At 61.8% G+C, this 23,845-nt stretch carries 7 protein-coding genes; 1 reads left to right on the plus strand and 6 read right to left on the minus strand.

What is annotated here, in order from left to right; translation table 11 throughout:
• From RYB66_RS08485 to RYB66_RS08510, 6 genes are read right to left on the minus strand one after another with little or no spacing between them, the layout of a single operon-like run.
• A complete protein-coding gene (locus RYB66_RS08485) occupies nt 1-1,404 on the minus strand; it encodes an FAD-dependent oxidoreductase (protein ID WP_024684159.1) in 1,404 nt (467 codons plus the stop codon).
• Nucleotides 1,401-2,288 carry an ACP S-malonyltransferase gene (locus tag RYB66_RS08490; RefSeq protein WP_316885143.1) on the minus strand — a complete coding sequence of 296 codons (888 nt, stop codon included), beginning with the start codon at nt 2,286-2,288 and terminating at the stop codon, nt 1,401-1,403. The genes RYB66_RS08485 and RYB66_RS08490 overlap by 4 nt, the downstream gene beginning before the upstream one ends.
• Complete coding sequence (locus RYB66_RS08495; protein WP_316894224.1) at nt 2,278-7,701, minus strand: beta-ketoacyl synthase N-terminal-like domain-containing protein; 5,424 nt, start codon at nt 7,699-7,701, stop codon at nt 2,278-2,280. The genes RYB66_RS08490 and RYB66_RS08495 overlap by 11 nt, the downstream gene beginning before the upstream one ends.
• Entirely contained in the window at nt 7,685-13,141 is a 5,457-nt protein-coding gene (locus tag RYB66_RS08500; protein WP_316885147.1) for a beta-ketoacyl synthase N-terminal-like domain-containing protein, read from the minus strand. The genes RYB66_RS08495 and RYB66_RS08500 overlap by 17 nt, the downstream gene beginning before the upstream one ends.
• On the minus strand, nt 13,142-16,162 hold the full coding sequence (locus RYB66_RS08505) for an alpha/beta fold hydrolase (RefSeq protein WP_316885149.1): 3,021 nt from the start codon (nt 16,160-16,162) through the stop codon (nt 13,142-13,144).
• Nucleotides 16,159-22,863: an SDR family NAD(P)-dependent oxidoreductase gene (locus RYB66_RS08510; protein ID WP_316885151.1), complete on the minus strand. Its 6,705-nt coding sequence runs from the start codon at nt 22,861-22,863 to the stop codon at nt 16,159-16,161. Before RYB66_RS08510 ends, RYB66_RS08505 begins: the two co-directional genes overlap by 4 nt.
• A 110-nt stretch (nt 22,864-22,973) precedes the next feature.
• Between RYB66_RS08510 and RYB66_RS08515 the strand changes: the two genes are divergently transcribed.
• The gene (locus tag RYB66_RS08515) at nt 22,974-23,768 is read left to right on the plus strand and encodes an autoinducer binding domain-containing protein (RefSeq protein ID WP_316885153.1); all 795 of its coding nucleotides are present in this window, start codon (nt 22,974-22,976) and stop codon (nt 23,766-23,768) included.
• Nucleotides 23,769-23,845 lie beyond the last annotated feature (77 nt).

A 23,845-nucleotide genomic window follows, 5' to 3' on the forward strand; every position in this document is an offset into this window, starting at 1 on the left:
TCATTGCAAGTAATGGCGCATCACGCGCGGTGCGAGACGCTCGACGGCGCCCATTTTTTCGGCGATGCGCAGCAGGCGCTGGTCCAGTTGGCGTATCAGTTTCCCGGACGCCGATTCAACGCCCATCAGGTCCTTGACCAGCTCGAACTGGATGCGTGCACTGGCATTGCTGCCTTGGTCCACTGACGCGCCGAAACGCTGGGCCAGCACCAGACCTGAGGTCAGGGCGCCTTCATGGCCGCCATAGGAGAAGTCGGTTCCGCAGTACCAGATTCGTTCACGGCCTTGGATCGCCCTTATCAGGGAGCGCCGATGCAGGTCGAGTGGTCGCAGCTTGGGCAGCTTCCACTGCTTGCGCAGGATGACCTTGGATGGGTCCAGCACCATTTTCGGGTCGAACGTCACGTAAAGCGGCGTGGATGAGGGCTCGAAGTGGGTGACTACTCGGGTCAGGGTCCCCCAGGCATTGTTCGCCTCGGCCGGTGCGTCTGCGGCTTTGACGAAGACGCAGTAACTTTCGGGCGAGCCGTGGGCGACCGCTGCGCTGTCACTGTGCAGGATGGCTTCGACCGGAACATATTCGTACGCCCCGAGCAGGGTTGTCTGTTCGGGAGTGGGCGTCTCGAGCAGGCGCAGCGCCTGATCGGCGTGGTTCGCCAGTACAACCTGGTCGAAATCCTGTGATCCTGCAAACGTGCTGACCTCCACGCCCCGCTCGTGCGGACGGACAGCCGTCACTGGGGTATTCAGGCGCACCCGCGGGCCGAGCACGCGATGCATGATCTTCAGGTATCCATCAATCCCGCCTGTGGCCTTGCGCCAGTAAGCGGGTGAGAAGAACGACAGCAGGTTCATGTTGAAGGAGACCGCGCAGTACACCAGGCTGTAGTCCAGTGAGGGACCATTGCATCCGGAGTACACGGTCAACAGCGGGAGCAAGGCTTGGTGGACAAAGCTGGAGTCGTAGCCCCGCTCCCTGACGAAATCTCCCACCGACCAGCTCTTGTAGCGTTCCTGGTGGAGGCTGACCTCAACCATGTCCTGATGAAACCGATCGAATGCCTGTCGCAGCGCCGGACTCAATGCTTTGCCGGTGTGCTGGTTGCTCCATAGCTCGGAGGCGTCGGGGTCCAGGCAACTGAATGACAAGGGCGCGACGAAGGTTCCCACATCGAGCGCCTTGAGATGCGCCATCAAATTGGGTGCGAGCCGCTCCGTGAAGTATTCGACACCCATGTCGGCATGGATTAGCTTGCCCTCATGTATCAGGGTGTGGGTGAAAGCGTGGCCACCCAACTGCTCGCCCGCCTCGAACAGGGTGACCTGGTGCAGCGCGGCGAGATGCCAGGCAAGCGTCGCGCCTGCGGTCCCGCCACCAACGATAGCGATTCGTTGTGGTTTCATCGCGATGCCTCTTTCGATTGGTGATGGGCGTCTATGGCAGCGATAAGGCGCGTAAGTACCTGGCCCGGGCCCGGCTCGATGAAGTCGAGCAGTGAATAACGTTGCCTCAGCACTTGGATTGTCTGCAGCCAGCGCACCGGGCTGGTCAGCTGGAAAACGATTTCTTCGAGCAGATGGGTGTCAGGTACCGGTCCGCCATGGGTGGTGGAAATCAATGGACAGGTCCCGGTGCTGAAAGTGACCCGCTCCACATAGCGACTCAGGGCTACGCGTGCGGTTTCCATGTACCGGGAATGAAACGCCCCGCTGACATTCAGCTGCACCGCGCGCAGGCCGCGTTGTTGAAGGTCGTGTGCCGCGCGCTCGATGGCCTGGCTCGGACCGCTGAGCACGGTTTGCTCCGGCCCGTTCACGTTGGCAATGTCGAGACTGTCCAGCCCCTGTTCGAGCAGGCAGGCCTCCAGGCCCTGGGCGTCGATGCCCATCACCGCGAGCATCGCCCCGTCCCCGGCAGCCTTCATCAGCTGTCCACGCTCGATCACCAGTTTCAAGGTGTCTGCGAAACCGAGCCGGCCGCTGGCGTGGATGGCGCCGAACAGCCCCAGGCTGTGGCCAAGCATCAGGTCGGCTCGATCTATATCGCGGTCCTGGCGCATTGCCTCGAAGCTCATCGCGCTGACGACGAATACGGCAGGCTGCGTGAAAGCGGTGTCGGCAAGTCTGCCGGCATCTTCGAGCAACTCGGCTAGCCGCAGGCCCAGCAGTGTCTCAGCGATTTCGGTCATCTCGCGGAACCTGGGCAGAAGCTCCAGCCCCATTCCAGGAAATTGCGAGCCTTGGCCAGGAAAGACGATTGCCAGCGCGCCAGGTCGTTCAAAGTTCATGCAGCACCACCTTCGGGCGTGCCGCAGGCTTTTGCCCGCGCGCCACATCATGGGTTGGGTTCAGTGAAACCAAGCCTTGGATACGCAGAACCGGACTCATGTCCTGCGCAAGAAACTCGAAATCGTGGGTCACGCTCCGGGCGGTTTTTTCGCGTCGCTGGCAGCACACGTAGGCAATCGCCGCATGAGTGGACAGCCGCTCGACCTTCTCGGCCATCCAGGGTACCCAGGCCGGACCTGCCTCCCCGTCGTCGAGCAGTAGCGCGGTCTGCAGACCGGCGTCGATGATTGCGGGCGACAGTGGCATAGAGAAGCTGCGCGCGGGCAGCACACTCGCCTGCACCTTGTCGTCTCCAACACAGGCCCAGCGCAGCAGGCGCAGTGAGTCACCGTAGCAATAGCCCATGCGTGCGAACTTCTGGTAGATCGCTGTGCGCTGCAGGTAATGGCCCGAGTCCAGCGTCCAAGGCTGCTGCTGGTCGTGGCTGTGCTGCTCCAGGGTGGAGGCGCTGGCGACAGTAGTGTTGGCGATGGTCACTACAAACCTATCCGCTGTCTGCTCCGTGCCGACGCAATCAAACGACTGGGCGCGGGCCTCGAATCGCACATCCATCAGTCCAGCGGTTGAAGTGTCAGCCAGCAGGCGTGCCAAGTAGTAGCCTGCCGGTACTATCGCCTGTCCGTCGATGTTGTGGTCGGCCAGCAGCGTGTCAAGGCTTTCGAAACCCGACTCCCGAGCCTGCACCCAGAGTGGCGTGCCGTCGAAGCAATATTCCGGCAGCTCGAGCGGTTCATCGGCTGCGAACAGGGCGTGCCAATCTGGCAGTGCACCACCCAGATAAGCCAGGCGAACGCTGTCCAGGTCCATGTCTTGCTGCTGGCCCGGCATGCGCATCGAGTTCATCGCGTTTGCATCACAACCCGCCACCGCAGTGCTTTCACCGTTACCACGCAGGTCTACCAACGATAGCGCCAACTGGCGGCGCAGATCCTGCGTCGAGTCGCTGCACAAGGCTAGGCGGTGGCGTAGGTGATCACGCTGGTGTGCAAGGCTGGAGGCCAGGCGTGGCAGAGGCACATCGTTTTGCTCCAACCATTGCAATAGCGCGATACGAGAGGCATCCAGTGCCTGAACACTATGGGCCGACAGCATGATCAGCTGTCTCGCCGATGTTGGATGTCTCGCCGGCCTCGAGGTCTGGATCGCAGAGCTCAGCAGCACGTGTGCGTTGGCACCTCCTGCGCCAAAGGACGACAACGCCGCGCGATAGGGTTGGTTATCGCGTGCAGGCCATGGCCTGGCATGGCGATTGACCATCAGTCCGGTCGCCTGAGGCTCCAGTAATGGATTGGCCGGGTGTGCATGCAGCGACGGGAGCAGTGTGCGATGACGCATCTGCAGCAGGATCTTCACTGCACCCGCCAGTCCGGCTGCCGACTCCAGGTGGCCGATGTGGCCCTTTATCGAGCCGATCGGCAGACGCGAGGTCTCCGTGCGTCCTTCGCCAAGCACCGCCGCCAGGCTCTTGAACTCGATCGGATCGCCGAGCGCGGTGCCGGTGCCGTGAGCCTCGACGTAGTCCAGTTGCGTCGGAGCCCACTTGGCCTTGTCCAAGGCCTCGCGAATCAGGCGGGACTGCGCCTGCGGGTTGGGTGCGCTGTAGCCGTTGGATTTGCCTCCGGCATTTAGTGCCGAGGCTTCTATCACCCCGTACAACGGATCCTCATCCGCCAGAGCCCGGTCGAGCGGTTTGAGCAGCATGGCGCACACCCCTTCGCCGTCGACGAAACCATCGGCGCCCTCGCCGAACGGTCGGCATACGCCCTCTAGCGAGAGCATGTGCAAGCGGCACAAGTCGTCGTACTGTCGAGGGTGTGCGATCACGTTCACGCCTCCGACCAGGGCCATGTCGCAGTCGCCTAGGCGCAACGCATTCACCGCAGTGTGCAGAGCGGTCAAGGAGGCAGAGCATGCGGTATCGACCGCCATGCTCGGACCGTGCAGATCAAAGTGGTATGACACCCGATTGGCGATCGACCAATGCAGTGATGTCGGCCTCGGGCCGTCGCTGTCTATCGGTGTCAGGTTGGCATAGCCGGTATTCATCACGCCGACGTACACGCCGGTTCGGCTGCCCTTGAGTCGCGATGCCGGATGAGCACCATGCAGAAATGTCTGGTACGCGGTCTCCAGGAACAACCGTTCCTGGGGATCCATCAGGGTTGCGTCCATTGGTGTGATGTTGAAGAACCCGTGATCGAACCTGTCGACGTCACTGAGAAATGCACCAACACCGGCATAGGTCGACGTTTGCATGTGCTCCCGGGGCCAGCGTGCGGGAGGTAACGGACTGCTCAGAGGCACGTCCTGCAGCAGTCGCTCCCAGAGCTGTGCGGTGTCCTCCGCACCCGGGAAACGTCCGCGGTAGCCGATGATGGCGATCGCTTGCGCCTGCGCTGGTTGATCGGTGCGCAGGTCAGCAGGCTGTGGTCCTTGCCCGGTCGTGGCGTGTGCATGACCCGCAGCTGTTACCTTGGCTTGCGCGCTCGTGGCGTGCTGGCCCAGATGACCGGCCAGTTGCGCGATGCTTGGGTATTCGAACAGCAAGGTCGCGGGCAGATAGCCGTAACGAGCCTGCATCGGCTTGATCAATTCCAGGCTGATCAGTGAGTCGATGCCGTAGCTGGCGAATGCAGCGTCATCGTCGAGTTCGTCGAGGGACATGTGCATGACCTTGGCGATGCTTTCACGCACGAAGTGCAGGGTGTCGGACTCCCCACCAGGCTGCGAGGCGATTGCAGGGGCGCTGCTGTCCGCAACCTTGAAGGCTTCTGGGTGGCACTGCTCCAGATAGCCCGCCAGGTCGGCGAGGGTGGGGTATTCGAAGAACAGCGTGGCTGGCACGTATCCGACCTTGTCTTTGAACGGCTTTACTAACTCCAACGCAATCAGGGAGTCGATCCCATAGTCCTTCAGTGCTCGCGTGGGGTCGAGGTCAGAAGGGGTCAGGTGCATGACCGAGGCGATCGCGTCCCGAGCGAACGCCATCGCCGAGCTCAAGCGCACCTCGTCGATGTTCGCGGCTGCTGCGCCCGAGGTTTGGCTGGCGCTGGCGGCAGGGGCCCTTTCGGCTGGCGCGCCTGCCGTGGCCGATACAGGAACGCGGGCGACGATCAGTCCTTGGGTTTGATTGCCGTGGTGCTCGGTGTTTTCGAAGCCGGTTTCGCGCAACAGCCGCTGCCAGGTGGCCGCGTCGAGCAATGGGCTTCCTTCTATTCGCTCGGGGCCGGTGTTGAGCCACCAGCCCTTGGTCAGGCCGAACGTCAAGGTTGCGTAGTGCTGCAGTGCCGTCACCTCGTTGAGCACGATTACGCCGCCTGGACGCAATGCGCGACGAATATTGCGCAGTGACTCGCGGATGTCGCGGGTGGCGTGGATCACGTTGGTCGCCAGCACGATGTCGAATGCGCCAAGCCATTGAGGAGGCTGTTCCACGTTGTAGATGCTGGCCTCGAAGCAGGGCTGGTCGAAGGTTCTTCTGGCCCGGTTGATGAAAGATAGCGAGAGGTCGGTGAAGCGGTACTGGCCTAGCCTGTGGCCCACGCGCGCCATCACTTGCTCGGTAGTGCTACCTGTGCCAGCGCCAATCTCGAGCACGCGAAGCGGCTGTTCAGTGCTGTCGGCCAGACGCTCGACGATGGTCGCCATGGTCTGGTTGTAATAGTCGGCCACGGGGTTGTTACGGTACACCCCCTCTACCCGGTCGAAGCTGCCATGGGGGAACAGCACCTCTAGCGGATCGGTCTTGCCTTGCAGGATCGAGGCGAAGTCGGCCATGCAGGCGTCCAGCAGATCAAGGTGCGCGCGCAGGTGGGCAAAGCGCTGCAACAAGCTGTGTCGATCCAGCGCCTGGGGCGCATCCTCTATGGCGCTCAGTGCCTGGGCCAGTGCTTGGTGGTGAGCTGCGATGTTGGTGGGAATGCCTATGCGATGAATGGCGCGACGGGCGTATTCATCCAGCGCCACGCTGGCCTGCTCGTTGCGTCTGACCCATTCGGCCTGATCATCAAACGGGGGGATTAGGCTTTGAAGTTCATCGACTGGCACGACGCCTGGGCTGTCGGCGGTTTCGAAGCCCATGGCCAACAGGGCTTGTGCGTTGGCCTTGAGCGCCATCACCTGGCGTTGGTCGCTGCTGATCAGGGCTTCGATGGTGGCGATGCCGTCTTCGGCTTCGAGTGAGCCAACCCCGACCTTTTCCATGCGTTCCCGATAGTAAGGCGCGGCCACCGCGCCGACACTGCCCCAATAACCCCAGTTGATGATCTTCGAAGGGATCTGGAAGGTCTCCTCAAGCAAGGCGGCCATGGCGTCCTTGACCGCGCAGGCGGCCGTGTAGGCGCCTTGGCCAGGATTGGCAAGGTGTGATTGGATCGAGGAAAAGAACAGCACGAAATCTACCGGATGCTGGCGCAGTGCTTGAATCAAACCATAGCTGCCCAGGAGCTTGGGCCGCAGATTGCGTTCAAGCTGGGCAGGCTGCAACGTGTCTAGGGTCTGGTCGTGCAGATCCATCGCAGAATGAATCACCGCGTCGAACGGGCCGTGCGCTTCGAAGATCGCCTCGAGCGCTTGAGGCACGCTGATGTCGCAGGAGCTATGACGCATGAGTTCATGCAGTTCGAAGTCGGGCGCAGACCTCGAGACCAGGTGCACCCGCGCCTGATGGCGCTCAACCAGATAGCTGGCAAGCATCCGTCCCAGACCGCCCGTGCCACCCAGCACCAGATAGTGCCCGCCTTTGCGCAGGGCCAGGCCCGATACGCTGCTGTTCAGCGATGCCCGTTTGAAGTGGCGGACGGCATAGCCGTCCTGAGTGATGTGCACCGGTGTCGCGGGGGCATGTGTGGGACGGTGGCTGAACGCGCGGTGCAAGGTGGCTACAGCGAAATCGCACAGGCTGAAGGCATTGATGCTCAGGTGGGGATACTCGCGACTGGCAGTCTGGGCCAGCCCCAGGCAGGTCGCATCCAACGGATAACGGACATCCTGCCCGGGTGGTCCTGCAAGGGCTCGGCAGGCAACCACATCGATCCGTGCGCGCTGTAGCCGGCTCAGAGTCTTGAGCAGATTCAGCACCGCCACTGTCACCGACGTTTGTGCCCCTTGTGCCCAAGGGCTGCGTACGATGATTGCGTAGTGATCACCGGGTGGCAGGTCAAGCGGCGCTTCGGTAAAGGTTCGCACCCTCTGCTCGCCCAGTAGTCCTGCCATTTCCTCTGCCAGCGACGGCTGTGTTGCTGGCACCAGAATCCAGTCTGGCACCGATTCTTGGGGCGAATGCGCGGTCATGGTGAATTGCCAGTCAGGCTCGAAGAGGCCAAGGCTTGGTGTGTCAGCGTTGCTGTTCATGCGCGTCTCCCAAAATGTTCCCGGAATAAGGCTTGATACCCAGGTCTATGAATTGCGCGATCACTCGGAAACGGTCATCGCAGAGCAGGATCTGGGTCCTGAAGTCGCTGGTCTTCTCCGTCAAGGCGTAGTAGGTGCCGGCCGGGCAGTCCACAGGTGCGCTCCAGACCAGTGCGCCCAGGGTGAATGGCAATACGGGTGTACTGCGGCTCTCCAGGGTCAAGGCCAATCCCGATTGCAATGCCCCGTCGAGCAACCCCCACTGCTGGATCGCTTCAGTGCCGTGGCAAATCAGGCGTGCGCATGCGAGCGGCCCTTGCCGATCAACCCAGATGACGCTGCGAAAATCCCTGCTGTACTCGATACCCAAGGCATCGAATGCCTCGTAAAGACGGGCAGCATCTATACGCCGCGCATCCGGCAGGCGTCCTTGGACCTCACGCAGGCGCTGCAATGCCTGGCTGGTCGGAGCCGGGTAATGCAGGTCGAACGAGAGCGTCCCGTTGACCAACGGTGTGTCGCCTGCCAGCAACCTGAACGTGCCATCGTCTGTAAGGGTCAGATCCAGCGCGCTATCGGCGGCGAACTGGCTGAGCGGTACGCGCCAGGTGATGTCCACCAGGCTCCTGTGCAAGGTATCGTGGCGGGCGAGACGTAACCCCCAATACAATGCGCATACGCCGGGTAGAACGCCTTGGCGGTTCACCTGATGGTCTTGGAAGACAGGGTGACGTGCGGTCACCTCCGAGGGGCGATCGTGGCAGGGCTTCAAGTTCAGCTGCAAGGTCGATGGCAGTGGGTAGCGATAGCTGCCATCGAAGCGATAAGTTGGCAAGCGTACTGGGAGTATCGAGGGGTCGAACAGTGACGGCTCAAGCGTGCCCCCCTGCAGGTAGTTGCTTGCTGCCTGTTGCAGTGCAAGGTCTTCGATTGCAGGTAGGGGATGGTCTTCGATGATGCATTCCAGGGCCTGAAGCAGGCTCTGGTGATCGTGCACCGCCACGGCAACGCGCGAGGCCATTGCGGTGCGATGCAATCCCAGGGTCTTGGTAATGGCAGCAAGACTCGCATCCGGATGTTCCGTCAGCCAGGTTTTCAGAGCCTTGGCCTGACGCTTGAGTGCTGGCGCATCGAATCCCGAGAGCACTGCAAGGCAGGGGGCTTGGTTTTGCATTCGTTCGTGGCTGGCGGGCCGTGAGGGAACGTTTTGCACCACCGCGTGTGCCCCGGAACCTCCAAAGCCATAACTGCAGACCCCGGCCCGGCGAATATCGCCGGCCTTGGGCCAGTTCTGGTTGCCGGCCTTGGCTAGTGCCGCACCCTCCAGTTTCACCCGCGGGTTCTCAGGGCCTCGCTCCGGGTTTGCCGGCACCATGGCTTCGGCGACGACCTTAACCGCCTTGATCAGGCCGAACAGTCCGGCAGCAGCCTCCAGATGGCCGAAGGCGGCCTTGGACGTGCCAAGGCAGATCGGTGCGTCGCCCCGAACGTGCATGCTGCTCAGTGCGCGACTGATGCCTTCGGCCTCGATGGGGTCGCCCAGGCGCGTGCCTGTTCCGTGGGTCTCGATGAATCCGACATCTGAGGTGCCGCCAAGGGAGCGATAAATACTTGCGATCATGTCAGCCTGGGCGCTGGCGCTTGGCGCGGTCAAGGATGCGGAGCGTCCGCAATGGCCGTCCTCGACCGCTGCCAGCAGCGCACACGGCCCCAGGCCGGGCAATGTCTCTCCGGCCCTACACAACAGCATGGCAAAAACGCCTTCGCCCCTGACATACCCGTTCGCAGCTTCGGCAAATGGGGAGCAGACACCGTTCGGTGAGAGGAACTGTCCTGCACGCAAAGCATCATCTGTGCGTGAATCGATCAGAAGATTCACCGCACCTACGAACGCCATGTCGCAGCGGCCCTGATGCAGATCGGCCGCAGCTCGGGCGAGTACGGTCAGACCGCTGGAGCAGGCCGTGTCGATCGTCACCGATGGCCCCCGCCAGTCGAATTGGTACGACAGCCGGTTGGCCAGGATGCTCGCCGAGGTGCCTGTCATGTCGTAGGCATGGGCCGTTTTTTGCCGCGCCGATACGACCGTGGCGTATTCGCAGCCTGTGGCCGCGATATAACAACCAACGCGCGCGCCGCGGTAGTCGTCGGGGACTAGGCCGGCATCTTCGAACGTCCGCCAGCACTCTTGCAGTAGCAGACGCTGGCGTGGGTCCATGTGCGCAGCCTCAACGGCCGAAATGCCGAAAAAAGAGGCATCGAAGCTGTCGATGTCATTCAGGTAGCCGCCCGGCAAGATGCTCGGCGAATCGGATCTGACGCATGGGGCTATGCAATTGCGCTGCTCCAGCATCGCTTGCCAAAGTTCATCGATGTCCAGCCCTGCCGGGCCGACGCCTGCCATCCCGAGGATGGCCAGCGGCGCAGCCTCAAACTGGGCTGCTGGTTTGGGACTGGAAAGTTCGCTTGGCGTTTCGGTATGCAATGCGTTGGCGATGGCGGTGAGACTGCTGAGTTCGTAAAAGCGATGCGGCGCAATATCCACTGCGAGTTCGTGGCGCAAGCGCTCTGCCAACAAGTTGAAGCCGATTGAATCCACACCCGCAGCGACCAGTGACTGATTGGGGTCTTGGACCTGTACACCCAATGTTTCGGCAATTAATCTGCGCAGCTCGGTGATTCCCTGCGACTCGCTGTCGCGGCTTGGACCGCTCTCTTGCTCATGCGCCGAGCGAGCCAGCGTCTGCAACTCGGCTTGCATCAGCCTGCGCAAATCGAGCTTGCCGTTGGGGGTGTGCGGCCACTGGTCCACCAATACATAGCGTGATGGGCAACGCTGCTCGGGTAGCCGAGATTCGACTTGTGCGCGCAGCGTTTCCACGTCGAATGGACGGCCTTGAGCCGGTCGAATGAATGCGCACAGGTAGGCGACAGGCTCCTCGCGCACCACACAGCAAGGCTCCACACCGGGTGCAAGGCGCCTGATCAGCGCCTCAGCCTCGGACAGCTCCACGCGATGGCCGCGTATCTTGACCTGAGAGTCCAGCCGACCGAGGTAGTCGATACGTTGCTCGCCCCAGGCTACAGCTCGATCGCCGGTGCGGTAGGCGCGATTGCTCTGCGCGCTGAATGGCTCGATGAAGTTGTGCTGCGGGGCCGGCGGCAGGTAACCCGCTCCGACCAACGATCCGCTGATGAGCAGTTCGCCGGGAACACCCAAGGCGAGCGGCTGCAATTGATCGTCCACGACCTGCAGGGCGGTGTTGTCCAGCGGATGCCCGATGCTGAGCGGCATGCCGCGGGTGACGCGCTGGCAACTGGCCCAGATGGTGGCCTCGGTAGGGCCGTAGACATGAAACAGCGTATGGCCTGCAGCCAGGACCCAGTCTGCCATTTCCTGACTCAGACGCTCGCCACCGCACAGTAGGGTGATGGGGCGTCGTGCCTGCCAGTCGGAGTCTTTCAACAGACGCAGGCTGGATGGGGTGAGCTGCAGGATTTCGATCCGATCTCGCTCGATACGATCGATCAGTTGTCGGCCACTGCGTCGTACAGGGTCGTCGGCCATCACGATGCAGCCGTTGCTGCACAGCGGTAGCAGTGCTTCTAGCAAGGAAATGTCAAAGCTGAGTGGAGTCAGCGCAATCCAGCGCGCACCCGGATAGCAGAACGGCATCGCGGCCATGGCCGTCAGGAAGGCTGCCAGATTGTCACGGCCGATCTGGATACCCTTGGGGACGCCAGTACTGCCTGAGGAAAACATCTGGTAGGCAATGGGGTCGATTTCTTGCGAAGACGATGTAGACGTTCCTGCCCCGGACATCACCTGTGTTTCGATGTTCAGGAGCACCGCTTGGGGAGCCGCATGGGCAAGACGGGCATGGGTAGAGCGATCGCACAGTACGTAGCTGATCTGGGTTCGGTGGATCAGATCGCTCAATGCTTCGTCGGGCAGGCCGGCCTCAAGTGGGGTGAAGCGAACGCCGTGCTTGAGCGCTGCCAGCAGTGCGATCGGCAGCCAACGGTTGCGGCCGATGCAGACCCCGACTTGGCTGACTCCTTGTTGCGCCAGGCGTACAACGGTGGCATCGATACTGCTGCGCAGTGCGCTGTAGGTCAGCTCACCATCGTCGTCAATTACCGCAATCCGTTCTGCCTCGGCCTGTTCCAGTGCGCACAGCATCTGCTCCAGCGAAACGGGAGGGATTCGTTGGCCTCGTTCGCCAGGCTCTGGTCGCTTCAGTGTTGCCAGCGCTGCGAAGGGCTGCTGCGTGTCCTCGAGCAGGTCGTGTAGGCTGTGTTGAAACTGTTCTGCGAACTGCGCGAACCAGCGCGGCGTGCTGCGTTCGTGACTGGCTTCCAGGCGCACTTGCAGACATCCTCCGGCCATCGAGCACACGGCGGCCAGATCGTACGGTCCACCTGCGCATGGCAAGGCACGAACTTCGCAGACCTCGCCTATCGTTGGGGCGGTCGGTGTAAGCAGCCCAGGCGACTCATTGATGACGACATTGCCTGCGCTCCCCGCCGGGAACTGAGCCAGCAGCTCGTTCCATGGTGTGTGCTGGAAGGGACGGATGCGTCGACGTGTTTCGCCAATGTGTTGCAACAGTGTGTGAGCGTCTGAACAGGCATCCACGTCGACAGGCAGAGGAACAAGGTTGCTGCAGGTCCCTGCGTCGGGGCCGCCAGGCACTTGTACTGTATGGCACAGCATTATCTTGGCGTTCTGCTCCCAAGCCCGCAGGTAGCGGGCAAGGGTCAGTGCCATGGCCGCGCAGGTCAGGCGAAATCCGCTGGTTTGCAGGGTGTTGCACTGATCGGGGGTGACCCGGCTCAAGGTCATTGTGGCTGTCCTGACCTGACCTGACCGGGGGCCTGAGGCAGGCGGCATCATCGGCAGGGATTGCTCAAGGGTGTAGCCGCCGAGCAGCTCGCTCCAGAAACCTGCAGGCGCCGGTGTGCGTGGGCCGGCTGCGGGGCAGGGCACCGGCGTGCGGCCGGCGTAGCATTCGCTAAGGGCTGCCAGAAAGCGCTGTAGACTCACGCCGTCCATCACCAGGTGGCTGAAGAGGCAGTCCAGGTAGCACTGCCCGTCCTCAAGTGTCTGCAGGACGAAGCGATAGTGCCTTGAGTGGCCCTGCGTCAGGGATTGCAATGGTTGCGGGCAACTATCGTACTCCAGCACCTCAGGGCTGAGGGCCAGGCGCTTGCTGAGCAGCGTGCCGTTGTTGAGCAAAAACGTATTGCGCAGGCTGGCGAAGGGCCCGGCCAGCAACCTATACAGTGCATGGTCCAGAAGCTGGACATCCACCGATGATGCCAGCGCGAAGCGGTAGCTCAATATCAGTCCCGGATCGCCGGCATGCGTCTGGCTGCGGTGCCAGATCAGCGTTTCTTCTGGTGTGGCAGGACGGGAATCGGCAATGAGTGTGTCCATTCAAGCTACCTGAGTGACGTTGGCGGAGGGCTTGCTGACGTGTAGCCAGTCGAGCAACGTTCGGTTGACGAGCGTGGCGTGTGTCAGAGGCGAGAAGTGACCGGCATCGGCAATCTCCAAGAACCGTGCCTTTTCGAGCTGTCGCAGCGGCATGACGCACTGGGCCTGGATCACATTGTCCTGAGCGCCGTGGATGACCAGCAGCGGCACGTTCAGATCTCCCAATGCCTCGCGGATGTCGAATGTACTCAGCGCATTAATGTAGGCACCCAGGCTCCTGAGGTTCAGGCCCGCGCCGATCCGTGAGGCGACGCTGCCGTTACCCGGTAGAATTTGGTCGAACATCTCGCCGCGCCCCTCCAGTTCACTTTGCGCTTGCAGAGTGTCTTCCAGGATCGTCTCGCCGAACCACGGCGCGGCACTGATCACCGTGATGGGCCCTACGCAGGGCGAGTGTTGGAGCGCAGCATGCAGTGCCACGCAGCCTCCAAGCGACCAGCCGATGCACGGGACTGGCTGACCCGTCACGGACAGTTCCTCGCACAATTGCGCCAATTGCGCAGCGACCCTACCCAGATCGATCTCTGGGGTATCGGGCTGTACTGCGTCATGCAGCGGCAATTCGACGATGCAAGGATTCCAGCCATCACGACGCAGCATGGGCAACTGCTGCACCCAGATTCTGGGTGAGGCATTGAGCGGGCTGACCAGTATCACAGGCGGCAAGTTGCCTGCCTGGTCCAGCACTGTCAGGCCGCTGCGGGTCTGACGCCGGCGCAGGCCCAGTGGCAGGTCGGTCGCCGCTTGGTCAGCTACCCGGCCCGACTGCGCCGCACGTTCGATCAGCGTGGCCAGTTCGGCAAGAGTGCTTGCGGCAAAGGCCTGTTCGACAGCTATCTTCCCGCTCCGTTTCTGGAAGGGTGCCAGCAGTTGCAGTACCGTCAGGGAGTCGAGCCCAAGGCTGGACAGCGGAGCTTGGCTATCGACCTCTTCGAGTCGGTAGCCGCACAGCTGCGCCAGGCGTTGGCGCAGTTCCTCCAGCACGTTGGCGGATCCGCCAGCGTTGTCCTGGTCTGTGGCTGTGCTTGGCAGGCCAGGCCAGAACGCGCGGCGGGCGAAGGGGTAGGGGGGCACATGGATGGCCTGGGATACTCCGATGCGGGTAGCCATGCCTTGCAGCCAGCGAGCAGCGACGCCGTCGGGTCGACGAGTGCTGGCGGGCAGCTCTTGGTAGTCGCGAGCGACAACCACCCCTGTCGGAGTCGAGCGCCCCCATCGCGCCAGAGCATCGACCACTTGGTCGACCTGCTCCGCGCAGACCACCGCCCGCACGGCCTGAGGCGTTCTGGCGGCACAACTGGCACACACTTGTGCATATGACAGTGTGCCTTGGGCGAGAAATCGGGCCAGCAATAGTGCCGTTCTTTGTAGTCCGGCCTCACTGGCGGCGCTGATGCACAGGCCTTCGATATCGACCTGTACAGCGCTTGCGCTGCCTGGCTTGTGCAACAACACATGGGCGTTCACACCGGTGAAGCCGAACGCGCTGATGGCGATGCCGGCACCGGGCGGCAGCGCATGTGCGGTGTGCGGGGATGATACCGGCATGATGTCGTGCCAGTGCGAAGAAGAGGATGGCCTCAGCAGCGGCCCGGGTATCTGCTGCCTGTCCAGGGCCAATAGAGCCTTGAGCACGCTGAGTAGCCCAGAACTGACCAAGGTATGACCGAAGATCGTTTTGTTCGCTCCAAGGTATCGCAGCCCTTGTCCCTCGAGCTCCCCGTAGGTCTGCGCCAACGCCTTGGCTTCGAGCGGATCGCCCACTGGGGTTCCTGTACCGTGGGTCTCGATCAGGGCAATGTGCTCAGGTCCTTGCCCACCTTGTCGTCGCGCATCCTCCCAGGCTGCACGGATGACCTCGGTTTGCCCGCTCACACTCGGCGACATCAGGCCATTGCTGCGACCATCGTGGCCAACAGCACTGCCATCGAGCTGCGCAAGCATTGCCAGCCCCAGGTTCTGGGCCACCTCTTGGGTGGTCAACAACAGCGCTCCGGCGCCCTCGGCGGGTGCGAAGCCGTCAGCGCGTTCGTCGAATGCAAGACAGTGCCCGGAGGCAGAGAGCACCTGGCTTGCCTGTGCTAGGCGAAAAACTTCATCGGTGCAGAACAGCGTCGCTGCGCAGACGATAGCGGCATCGCACTCGCCACTGCGTAACGCCATGGCGGCTTGGTGTAGTGCCACCAGGAAGGATGAGCAGGCGGTGTCGATCGAAAGCACAGGTCCCGGCAGGTCGAAACAGTAGGCGATACGACCGGCCAAGGCGGAGAACGCATTGCCGGTGAAAGCCGCAGCACTGATTGCTTGCTCGCTGTGTGCGCTGAGTACGTGGCGGTAGTCGCCCGGCAGCCCGGTGGCGAATACGCCGCAACGCAGTGTCTTGAGCTCGGTCAGGGTCAGTCCGCTGCACTCAATGGCGTGCCAGGCCTGCTCCAGGGAAAGCCGTTGCTGCGGATCGACGCAGACCGACTCGTTGGGCGAGAGATGGAAGAAGCCATTGTCGAAGGCGTCGATGTCCCGCAGAAACCCACCCTTGAAGCTCCCGGTTCGTTTGTGCTCACCCATGACGCCGGTTTGCGGTTTGCCGCTCTCGAGCACTGCCCACAGTTCGTCGAGCGATGCCGCACCTGGGAAACGACCGGCGGCACCCACGATCACCGGTGTGCGTCCAGTCTTGGAGCGAGGGTTTTCTTTTGGCGTTGTCCGTGTTGTGGTCGAAGGTTCGATGCGTACTTGAAGCAGTTTCAATAGCTCGCGCAGCGAGGCGGCCTCAAACAGGTCCGCCGTGCGGCAGGGCACTGCGAAGCGTTGGGTAATGGCCTTCGCCAGCTGCGCCGCGAGGATCGAATCGACGCCACGTTCGATGTAGGGTTCGTCTGCTTCGAGCGGCTCGACTTCGAGCAGCGCATCGGCGAACAGTTTCTGCAGGGCCGATAACGATAATGCGTCAGGGTGAGTCATGAGGCCTCCAGGTCTGCGGCGGTTTCGAACCAGTAAGGTTTGCTGTCGAAGGCATAGCCAGGTAGCGAAATGCGTCTGCCGGGGCCCTTCAGGTAAATGCGTCTGAGCGTGTCGCGGCCCTGCAGGTAAGCGGACGCAAGCTCGGTGACGACGCTGTTGTCGAGCTCCAGCAGCGGCCCTTCGTTGACGTGACTCCTGAGGGCTTGGGGCTCGACGTAGTGCAAGGCCGCGCTGCTCAACTGCTCGATCAATGAGGGCAGATCCATGGCGCTTACCACCAGTCGGTGCTCGAAGCTTTCACGCCCTATTGCCAAGGTCCGGGCCACGTCTGCCAGGGGCAGGTGCGGGTTGCTGCGCAGATGCTCGATCAGTTCATCGCGCATGCGTTCAAGCGATTCCTTGGTTCTGGCGCACAGGCCTACCAAGTGCAGTTGCCCAGGTTGTGCCGTGACTTGTTGTGTCGGTGCATCGGCCTGCGTTAGCACCACATGCGCATTGGTGCCGCCAAAGCCGAAGGAACTGATGCCTGCGACACGGTCGTTTGACCGCCAGGGCTGCTTTTCGGTGAGCAGTGAAAAAGGCGTGTCCTGTAGGTCGATTTCCCGATTTTGCTGACGGAAGTTCAAGTTGGCAGGCAGCCAGCCGGTCTCTATCGCCTTGATGACCTTGACCAAGGCCGGTACGGCTGCTGCAGGTTCCAGGTGGCCCGTATTGGTCTTGACCGCTCCGACCAGCACGCTTGCCGGTGGCTTTGCGGGGGCTTGCTGGGCGATGAAGGCACTCAGGGCTTGCAGCTCTATCGGGTCACCAAGGCGCGTACCGGTGCCATGCGCCTCGATGTAGCCCAGGCGCTCTGCCAACTCGGGCGTGTACGCCGCCAGCAACAGATCACACTGGGCGTTCGGGTTGGGGGAAGTCAGCGAATTGGCACGCCCCCCGTGATTGACCTGGCTGGCGACGATCCGCGCTCTGATGTTGTCGCCATCGCGCACCGCATCGGCGTAGCGCTTGATGAGGAAGGCGCCACACCCTTCACCGCGCACATAGCCATCAGCCGATTCATCGAACGTGGCGCAGCGAGCGCTCGCCGACAACACACCCATGCTGGCGGCCGCGTGGGTTACGACCGGGTCGATCATTAGGCTGACTCCGCCACACAGTACCGTATTGCACTCCTGTTCCTGCAGGGCCTTGATGCCGCGATGCAAGGCGACCAGTGTTGACGAGCAAGCGGTGTCGACCGTTTCGCTGGGGCCACTGAAACCGAATTGGTAGGACACCCGGTTGGAGAGCATCGCATGAGCGTTGCCCGTGGCGGCGAAGGGATGTTTTGAGCGACCCCACAGCTGCAGCAGCACCTGGTAGTCGTTGAACTGCACGCCCGCGAAGACACCGGTGCGGGTGATGTCGCCTGGTCGATAGCCCGCGTCGAGGCAGGCGTTGTATGCCGTTTGCAGGAACAGTCGATGCTGGGGATCCATCAGCATCGCCTCACGTGCCGAGAGACCAAAGAAGCGTGCATCGAAATGCTCGATATTCCGCACTGCACCGCCGTAGAGGTCCTCCTCGGGCCAGCGCGTCATCGGCACGATGGCGCTGCGCCCATGCAGGAGCGAGTCCCAGAATGTCTCGACAGTGTCCCCACCTGGCAACGTGGCGGCCATACCGATGATGGCATAGCCTGTGAGCGATTCATCGGGATGGCCGGCGTCGGGTGCTCTGCTCGTGCTCAGGTCTTGTGTGTCGGATGCCCGTTGGCTGTCGAGATAGTGGACCAACTGACTCGGGGTGTTGTAGCGAAACAGGGCGCTGGCGGCCATAGGCACCGAGAACCGAGCCTGTACGTTTTTCGCCAGTTCTTGTAGGCCGACCGAGTCGAGCCCCATCTCGCCCCAACGCGCCTCAGGATCAATCCTCTGCGCAGGAATGGCGGTGAGCGTCTCGAGCAGTTCGTTCACTGCCTCACGCAATGCATCAGGTGAGTTCGACTCGCAAGCCCGATTGCCTGCGGGATCTTGGCGAGGTGGTGCGAGCAACCGTTCGGTGATGCGTCCGGTATCGCCGCCAAGTACCGCCACCGCCCACACATCTGCGGCCAGTGCTGAGGGCAGTCGCAGCACCAGATCTACCCCAGTGTTCGCTTCAAGGGGCTCGAGCCCGGTTTCATGTGTCATGAACTGAAGGGTCTGGGTATCGACTTGCATGCCAGTGTCTTTCCAGAGCGGCCATGCGACGCTGAGGGTGCGGCCATGGCGCTGCCCGAGCGCCACCGCACGGCTGCGCGCCTGGGCGAAACCATCGAGCCAGGCGTTAGCGTAGGCGTAGTCGGTCTGCCCTGCGTTGCCGAATGCCGCAGCGATTGAAGAGAACAGCATGAACAGGTCCAACGGGGCCGAGCCGATCGCTTCGTCCAGCGCCAGGGTGGTCTCGATCTTGCTGCGTGCGACTTGTTCAAAGTCTTCGAACGCCTTGTCGGTCAGTACCCCATCGCGCAGCACGCCGCTCGCGATCAGCACACCGTTCAGTGGGCTCATTTGGGCGAGCAATGCCTTGGCTGCCCCGACGTCTGCCAGGTCAGCGCTGTAGTAGCGAACCGTCCCGCCCTGCGCGCTCATTTGTTGGCACTCATGCCTGATGTGCGCGCTGTCAGGTCGCCGTCCTACCAGGCTGATATGGGCACCGAAGTCACTCGCCAGTCGGCGAGCGACGGCTTGGCCGATTCCGCCGAAGCCTCCGGCGATCAGGTAATGTCCGCCCTGACGCCATAGCGTCGGGGGTGCGACTGGCAACTCTATCGGGCGCCATTGCAGGCGTTGGCTTTGCGTGCCCTGCAGACGTTCGTGCACGTGGCCGCTGACTGGTATGAACGCTAGGCGTGCCAAGGCCTGCTGGAGAACATTGGGGTGCGCCAGCGAACCGCCGAGCTGCAGTGACAAGATCCTCAGCTGCGGTTGTTCCTTGCAAAGACTGCGCAGCAAGCCGACGAGACCTGCTTGGGCATCGGGTTCGTTTGGCAGACAGACCATCAGTGATCTTGGGCCTTGCAGATGAGCAATGGCTTGGAACAGTGCCCAGTGCAGCGCGCGTTGGGTAGGCTCCTGCGCGATAGGGGTACTCGATGTGTTGCCTAGGGCAATGACGATGGGATGCTCTTGCGGGATGTCGTCGAGTGCGCGCTTGCAGGCTTGTACGAGGTTGGTGGTACGGGGGGCACCGCAGGACGATGTTGGCGCCGGGTCGACCGGGTGCAGCACGACGATCCGATGCCCATGGCCTCGGAGTTGTCGATCCAGCTCCGGATCGACAATTAAGGTGAAGGGGCTGGTGAACGTGCGCGTTGTCTCGGACGCATTGGACGTGAAGTCCGCAACTGCGAGCAGAAGCCTATCATCGGTTTCTGGTGGTGGATTCAAGCTTTGTGGTTCGTGTGATACACGTAGTTCATTGGCCCACAGTGGTATTTTCTCGAAAGGATAACTCGGGAGGTCGAGCATCTTGCCCGGTGGGTTGTGGTGCCGCCAGTCGATGCTTTCCCCTGCCTGAAAGCGGCTGGCTGCCTGCTCGAGCTGAGCGCTGAAGGTCGCTTGGTGCGCAGTCGACGATGCCAGTGCGTTGGCCAGGTCATCCAGGTCGGTGACCAAGGCGCAGAACCTGTAGCGCATTGCCGGACGGGTCACGTTTAACGTGTAGGCGACGTCCTCCAGGCACAGCCCCTCCTGCTTAAGCAGGTAGTCGAGGATGGCGGCCTTGAGCGCATTCAACGACGCTTCACTTTGCGCGCTGATGGCCACTGCCATGGGTACGGCGTCATGTCGTGCCGGTGCATTCACCTGCGGCGGCATGTATTCGCCCACGATGACATGGGCGTTGGCACCACCAGCGCCGAAGCTGCTTAGACCGGCGTAGCGACGCTGGCCGTCAGGTGTGTTCCAAGGCACAAGTTCGGTCTGCGGACGAACTGTTCCCTCACCGACGGGTATCAATGGATTGGCGATGTCGCAACCGATCGTAGGGGCGAGCGAGCGGTGACGAAGTTGCAACACGATCTTGGCCAATCCCGCCAGACCGGCGGCAGGCTCCAGATGGCCGATATTGCTTTTGATCGATCCTACGGCGCAGTGCCCGTAATCACGTGCCCCATATATGCCGTTCAGCGCTTCGATCTCGATCGGATCTCCTAAGCGAGTGCCGGTGCCATGCGCCTCGATGTAGGTGATGTCGTGTGCCTGGCGGTCGGCATCGCGCAGTGCGGCTTCGATGACCTTGGTTTGCGCTGCTGCCGAGGGTACCGTGAAGCCGCTGCTGCGCCCGCCTGCGTTAACCGCGCTACCATGGATGACCGCATGGATGCGTGCGTCGGCATCGATTGCCTCCTGCAAGGGCTGAAGGACGAAGACCACGTGCCCTTCACCTGGGACATACCCGTCTGCCTGTGCCCCGAAGGTATGACAGCGGCCCGTCGGGCTGAGGAATTTGCCCTGGCTGAGCACCCGATATTTATGTGGGCTGACCATGATATTGGCTGCGCCTACGATTGCCTGCCGGCACTCGCCGCGGCGCAGTGCTGCGATGGCCAGATGGAGGGCCGTCAGCGATCCTGAGCACATGGTATCCAAGGTCAGCGATGGCCCACGGAAGTCGAAATGATAAGAAAGCCGGTTGGCCTGGGCAGAGAACGAGGTGTCGATGGGCTGGGACGCTTCCAATTGCTGGTAGTGTCCGTACATCGCTGCGATGAAAACCCCTACGTCAGGAGTCGGCGCGGCGAAGAATCCTGAGTTTTCCAGCGCATGGTGAGTCGTCTGCAGCAGTTTGCGCTCGGCTGGGTCCATGCGCTCGGCAGCTTTGAACGTGGTTTGGAAGAACAGCGGGTCGAACATCTCGACATTGTCGATGAAGCCGCCATGGCGGGCATAGCTACGGCCCGCGGCGCTGGCATCGCTGTCATAGAACGCGCGCCAGTCCCAGCGTTCCGATGGGACGGGGCGCACTGCCAATCGCGCTTCTGCCAGCAGCGGCCACAATTCTTCCATGCTGGTAGCACCTGGAAAAGAGCCCGCCATACCGACGATGGCAATATCCTGCGCCCGCCAGTGCGGCTCGTCCTGGGTGTGAGCGCGCACATGTGGGGAGGGGGCTCGCCAAGTGAGCTCGGGAGGGGACTGGGGGGCCACCGCGGGCTCGGGCTGCAGTCCAATGGTTGCCGCGCGAGCCTCTATGTAGGCCGATAGGCTCGAGATACTCGGGTACTCGAACAGGATGGAGCGGGGGACTCTAGTGACCATGCCTGCCTCGGCCAGGCGGCGTTCGATCTCTGCGGCAATGCTGATCGCCGCGACTGAGTCAGCGCCGTGATCCAGCACGTTTTCAGCCTCTGCGAGATTTTCCAGGCCAGTAAACTTGGCAATGGCTTGGCGCACCAGCAGCTTAGTATCCAGCGTTGGCGCGCGACTGGCTTTCGCCGCTTGTCGACCGGAGGCTGCCTCAGTCAGCAGCCTGCCAGCGTAAATCAGGGCGTCGGCGCAGCGGGCGGCAAGCAGCTCATCCATCGCCGCCAGGGCTTTGTCAGGGGCCATAGGCAACAGCAGTCCGCGGTCCTGGCCCATCGCCATACCGCTCACATCCCAGATACCCCAGCCGATGGTTGACCAGCCCGTATGGCCTTGCAGGCATTGCCGCTCAGCCAGAGCATGCAGGTAGGCGTTGGCTGATGCGTAGGCCGTCTGTCCGGCCAGACCGACGGTTGCTGATAGCGAGCCGAACATGACCACGCGGCGTATTGCCATCTCGTTCTGCAGATGCGCAAGGGCAAGGGCCGGCGCGATCTTGGTCTTCATGACCTTTTCCAAAGAGGGAGTCGTCTGCGATTGGAAAAGGCCATCTTCCAGATGACCGGCGAGGTGAAAGACGGTGTCCACCCAACCGTAGCGTTCATGGAGCGTCGAAAGCGTCTGTCGCAGGCTCTCGGTGTCCGTCGCATCGCCTTGGAAGTAGCCTGAGCAACCCAGCGCTTTCAAGCGCGAGCGTCGTTCATCGCTCAAGGGCGAGCGGCCCATGACGAAAACCGGTTGCTGGCCGACGATATGTTCCAGCAGGTGCTGGCCGATGCCACCCAAGCCGCCGATGATCAGCGCCGGCCCGTCCTGGCTTCTGGGTTCGTTCGCGAGCGGCGTTACTTGTTGGTGCAGATGAGCCACTAGGCGCTTGCCACCCTCGACTCGCAGGCGCCGAAGCCCTTCCTGCTGCATTAGCCCGCAGATGGTGAGTGACTGTGCCAGGCTCGCATCGCTTTCCAGCCAGGTGTGAGCCAGTTGTTCGGTTTCGCAGCGCAGGGATTGCAACAAGCCGTGCGCAGCAGCTGCGTCGGCGTTGGCGATACCGCTGAAAAGCAAAAGCTTCAGAGGCGTGCCCGTCGCCAGCAGCGCGGCGATGATGCGATGAATCGACTCAAACTGGCTTTGCGCCAGCTGCCATGGGCCAGAGGTTTCGGTTTCGGATACAGCCACCAGCACAGTGTCGCCCGCCGCGAGGGCGCTGCCTGCGATCCGGTCGGCATCGATCGGAATGCAGCCGTCGGGGGTATCGCAGTGTTGGCCATCTGCTATTGCAAGCCACGTTCTACCGGTCGAGGCAGGGCTGCAAGATTCGGCAGACCATACGATTTTCGCGGTGTGGCAAGTCGAACGCTCATCGGATTGCATGGCATTGCCTTCTGGCTGCGGGCGGGAACAGGGATGCTAGGGCAGTGGCCAGATGCAAGAAATTACAAGAATTGGTAGGTGATTAATCGTGGCGTCTATTCGTATAAGCGATGTGTGGTCTGACCGGGGCTGCGAGACGGGCAAAAGCGCTCTACACTGTTCAGCCGGTGGATGACCAGGAGGGCTCGTCGGTGGGATTGGGAATGTTGGAGTGGTATAGCGACGTCATGAGAGACATTTCGGCGGCTCATGAAATCGAAAATCTGGTGTCGATCCTGCACCGTGAGGCCATAGAGTGTGGCTTCGAACATGTTGGTCTGGCCTTGCAAGCGCCCACGCCTTTCACTCGGCGTAAGACGCTCATCATGGGCACCTATCCGCTTGAGTGGCAGGAGCGCTATGACGAGCAAAGTTATGGTGCGATTGATCCTGTGATTGAGCACAGCATGGCCAAAGCGGATGTCTTGAACTGGAGTGATGTTCAAGCCAGCTGCCACCGACGTTTCTTCGCCGAGGCCGCTCAGTTTGGCCTGGTTCATGGAATGACCTACAGTGCCTTGGCGACCAGCCGTGATACGCACGTCATCTCTTTTGCTCGAGGCCGTGGCCGGGTCAGTCAGATCGAGCAACTGGAGCTGGGGGTGAAGCTGCGTTGCCTGAGCGATGCCAGCCGCCAGGCGTTGGCGCGGTGGAACCTGTCGGCAGTCGAACGCTGCGTCCTTTCCGACAGGGAAGTGGAAATCCTCAGATGGACTGCAGACGGCAAATGCGTCAGTGATATCGCCCAGATCCTGTGCATCTCCGATAACACGGTGAATTTTCATATCAAGAAGATCGTCGGTAAGTTTGGATCGCCCAACAAGGCACACGCGGCCGCACACGCCGTGGCATTGAATCTGATCTGAACGCTCGCGCTACCAGAAGAGGTAGTTGTCGTTGATCGCTCGGTCATGGGGTAATTGCGTGCTTTCAAACTTCGGGT

The sequence above is a fragment of the Pseudomonas syringae group sp. 243L2 genome, from assembly GCF_032587875.1.
GTDB lineage: Bacteria > Pseudomonadota > Gammaproteobacteria > Pseudomonadales > Pseudomonadaceae > Aquipseudomonas > Aquipseudomonas amygdali.

What these genes read in the sequence shown, in the direction of transcription:
- RYB66_RS08510 (WP_316885151.1), bottom strand. Translation starts at nt 22,863, where the DNA reads ATGCAATCCGATGAGCGTTCGACTTGCCACACCGCGAAAATCGTATGG.
- RYB66_RS08505 (WP_316885149.1), bottom strand. Translation starts at nt 16,162, where the DNA reads ATGACTCACCCTGACGCATTATCGTTATCGGCCCTGCAGAAACTGTTC.
- RYB66_RS08485 (WP_024684159.1), bottom strand. Translation starts at nt 1,404, where the DNA reads ATGAAACCACAACGAATCGCTATCGTTGGTGGCGGGACCGCAGGCGCG.
- RYB66_RS08495 (WP_316894224.1), bottom strand. Translation starts at nt 7,701, where the DNA reads ATGAACAGCAACGCTGACACACCAAGCCTTGGCCTCTTCGAGCCTGAC.
- RYB66_RS08490 (WP_316885143.1), bottom strand. Translation starts at nt 2,288, where the DNA reads ATGAACTTTGAACGACCTGGCGCGCTGGCAATCGTCTTTCCTGGCCAA.
- RYB66_RS08500 (WP_316885147.1), bottom strand. Translation starts at nt 13,141, where the DNA reads ATGGACACACTCATTGCCGATTCCCGTCCTGCCACACCAGAAGAAACG.
- RYB66_RS08515 (WP_316885153.1), top strand. Translation starts at nt 22,974, where the DNA reads ATGTGTGGTCTGACCGGGGCTGCGAGACGGGCAAAAGCGCTCTACACT.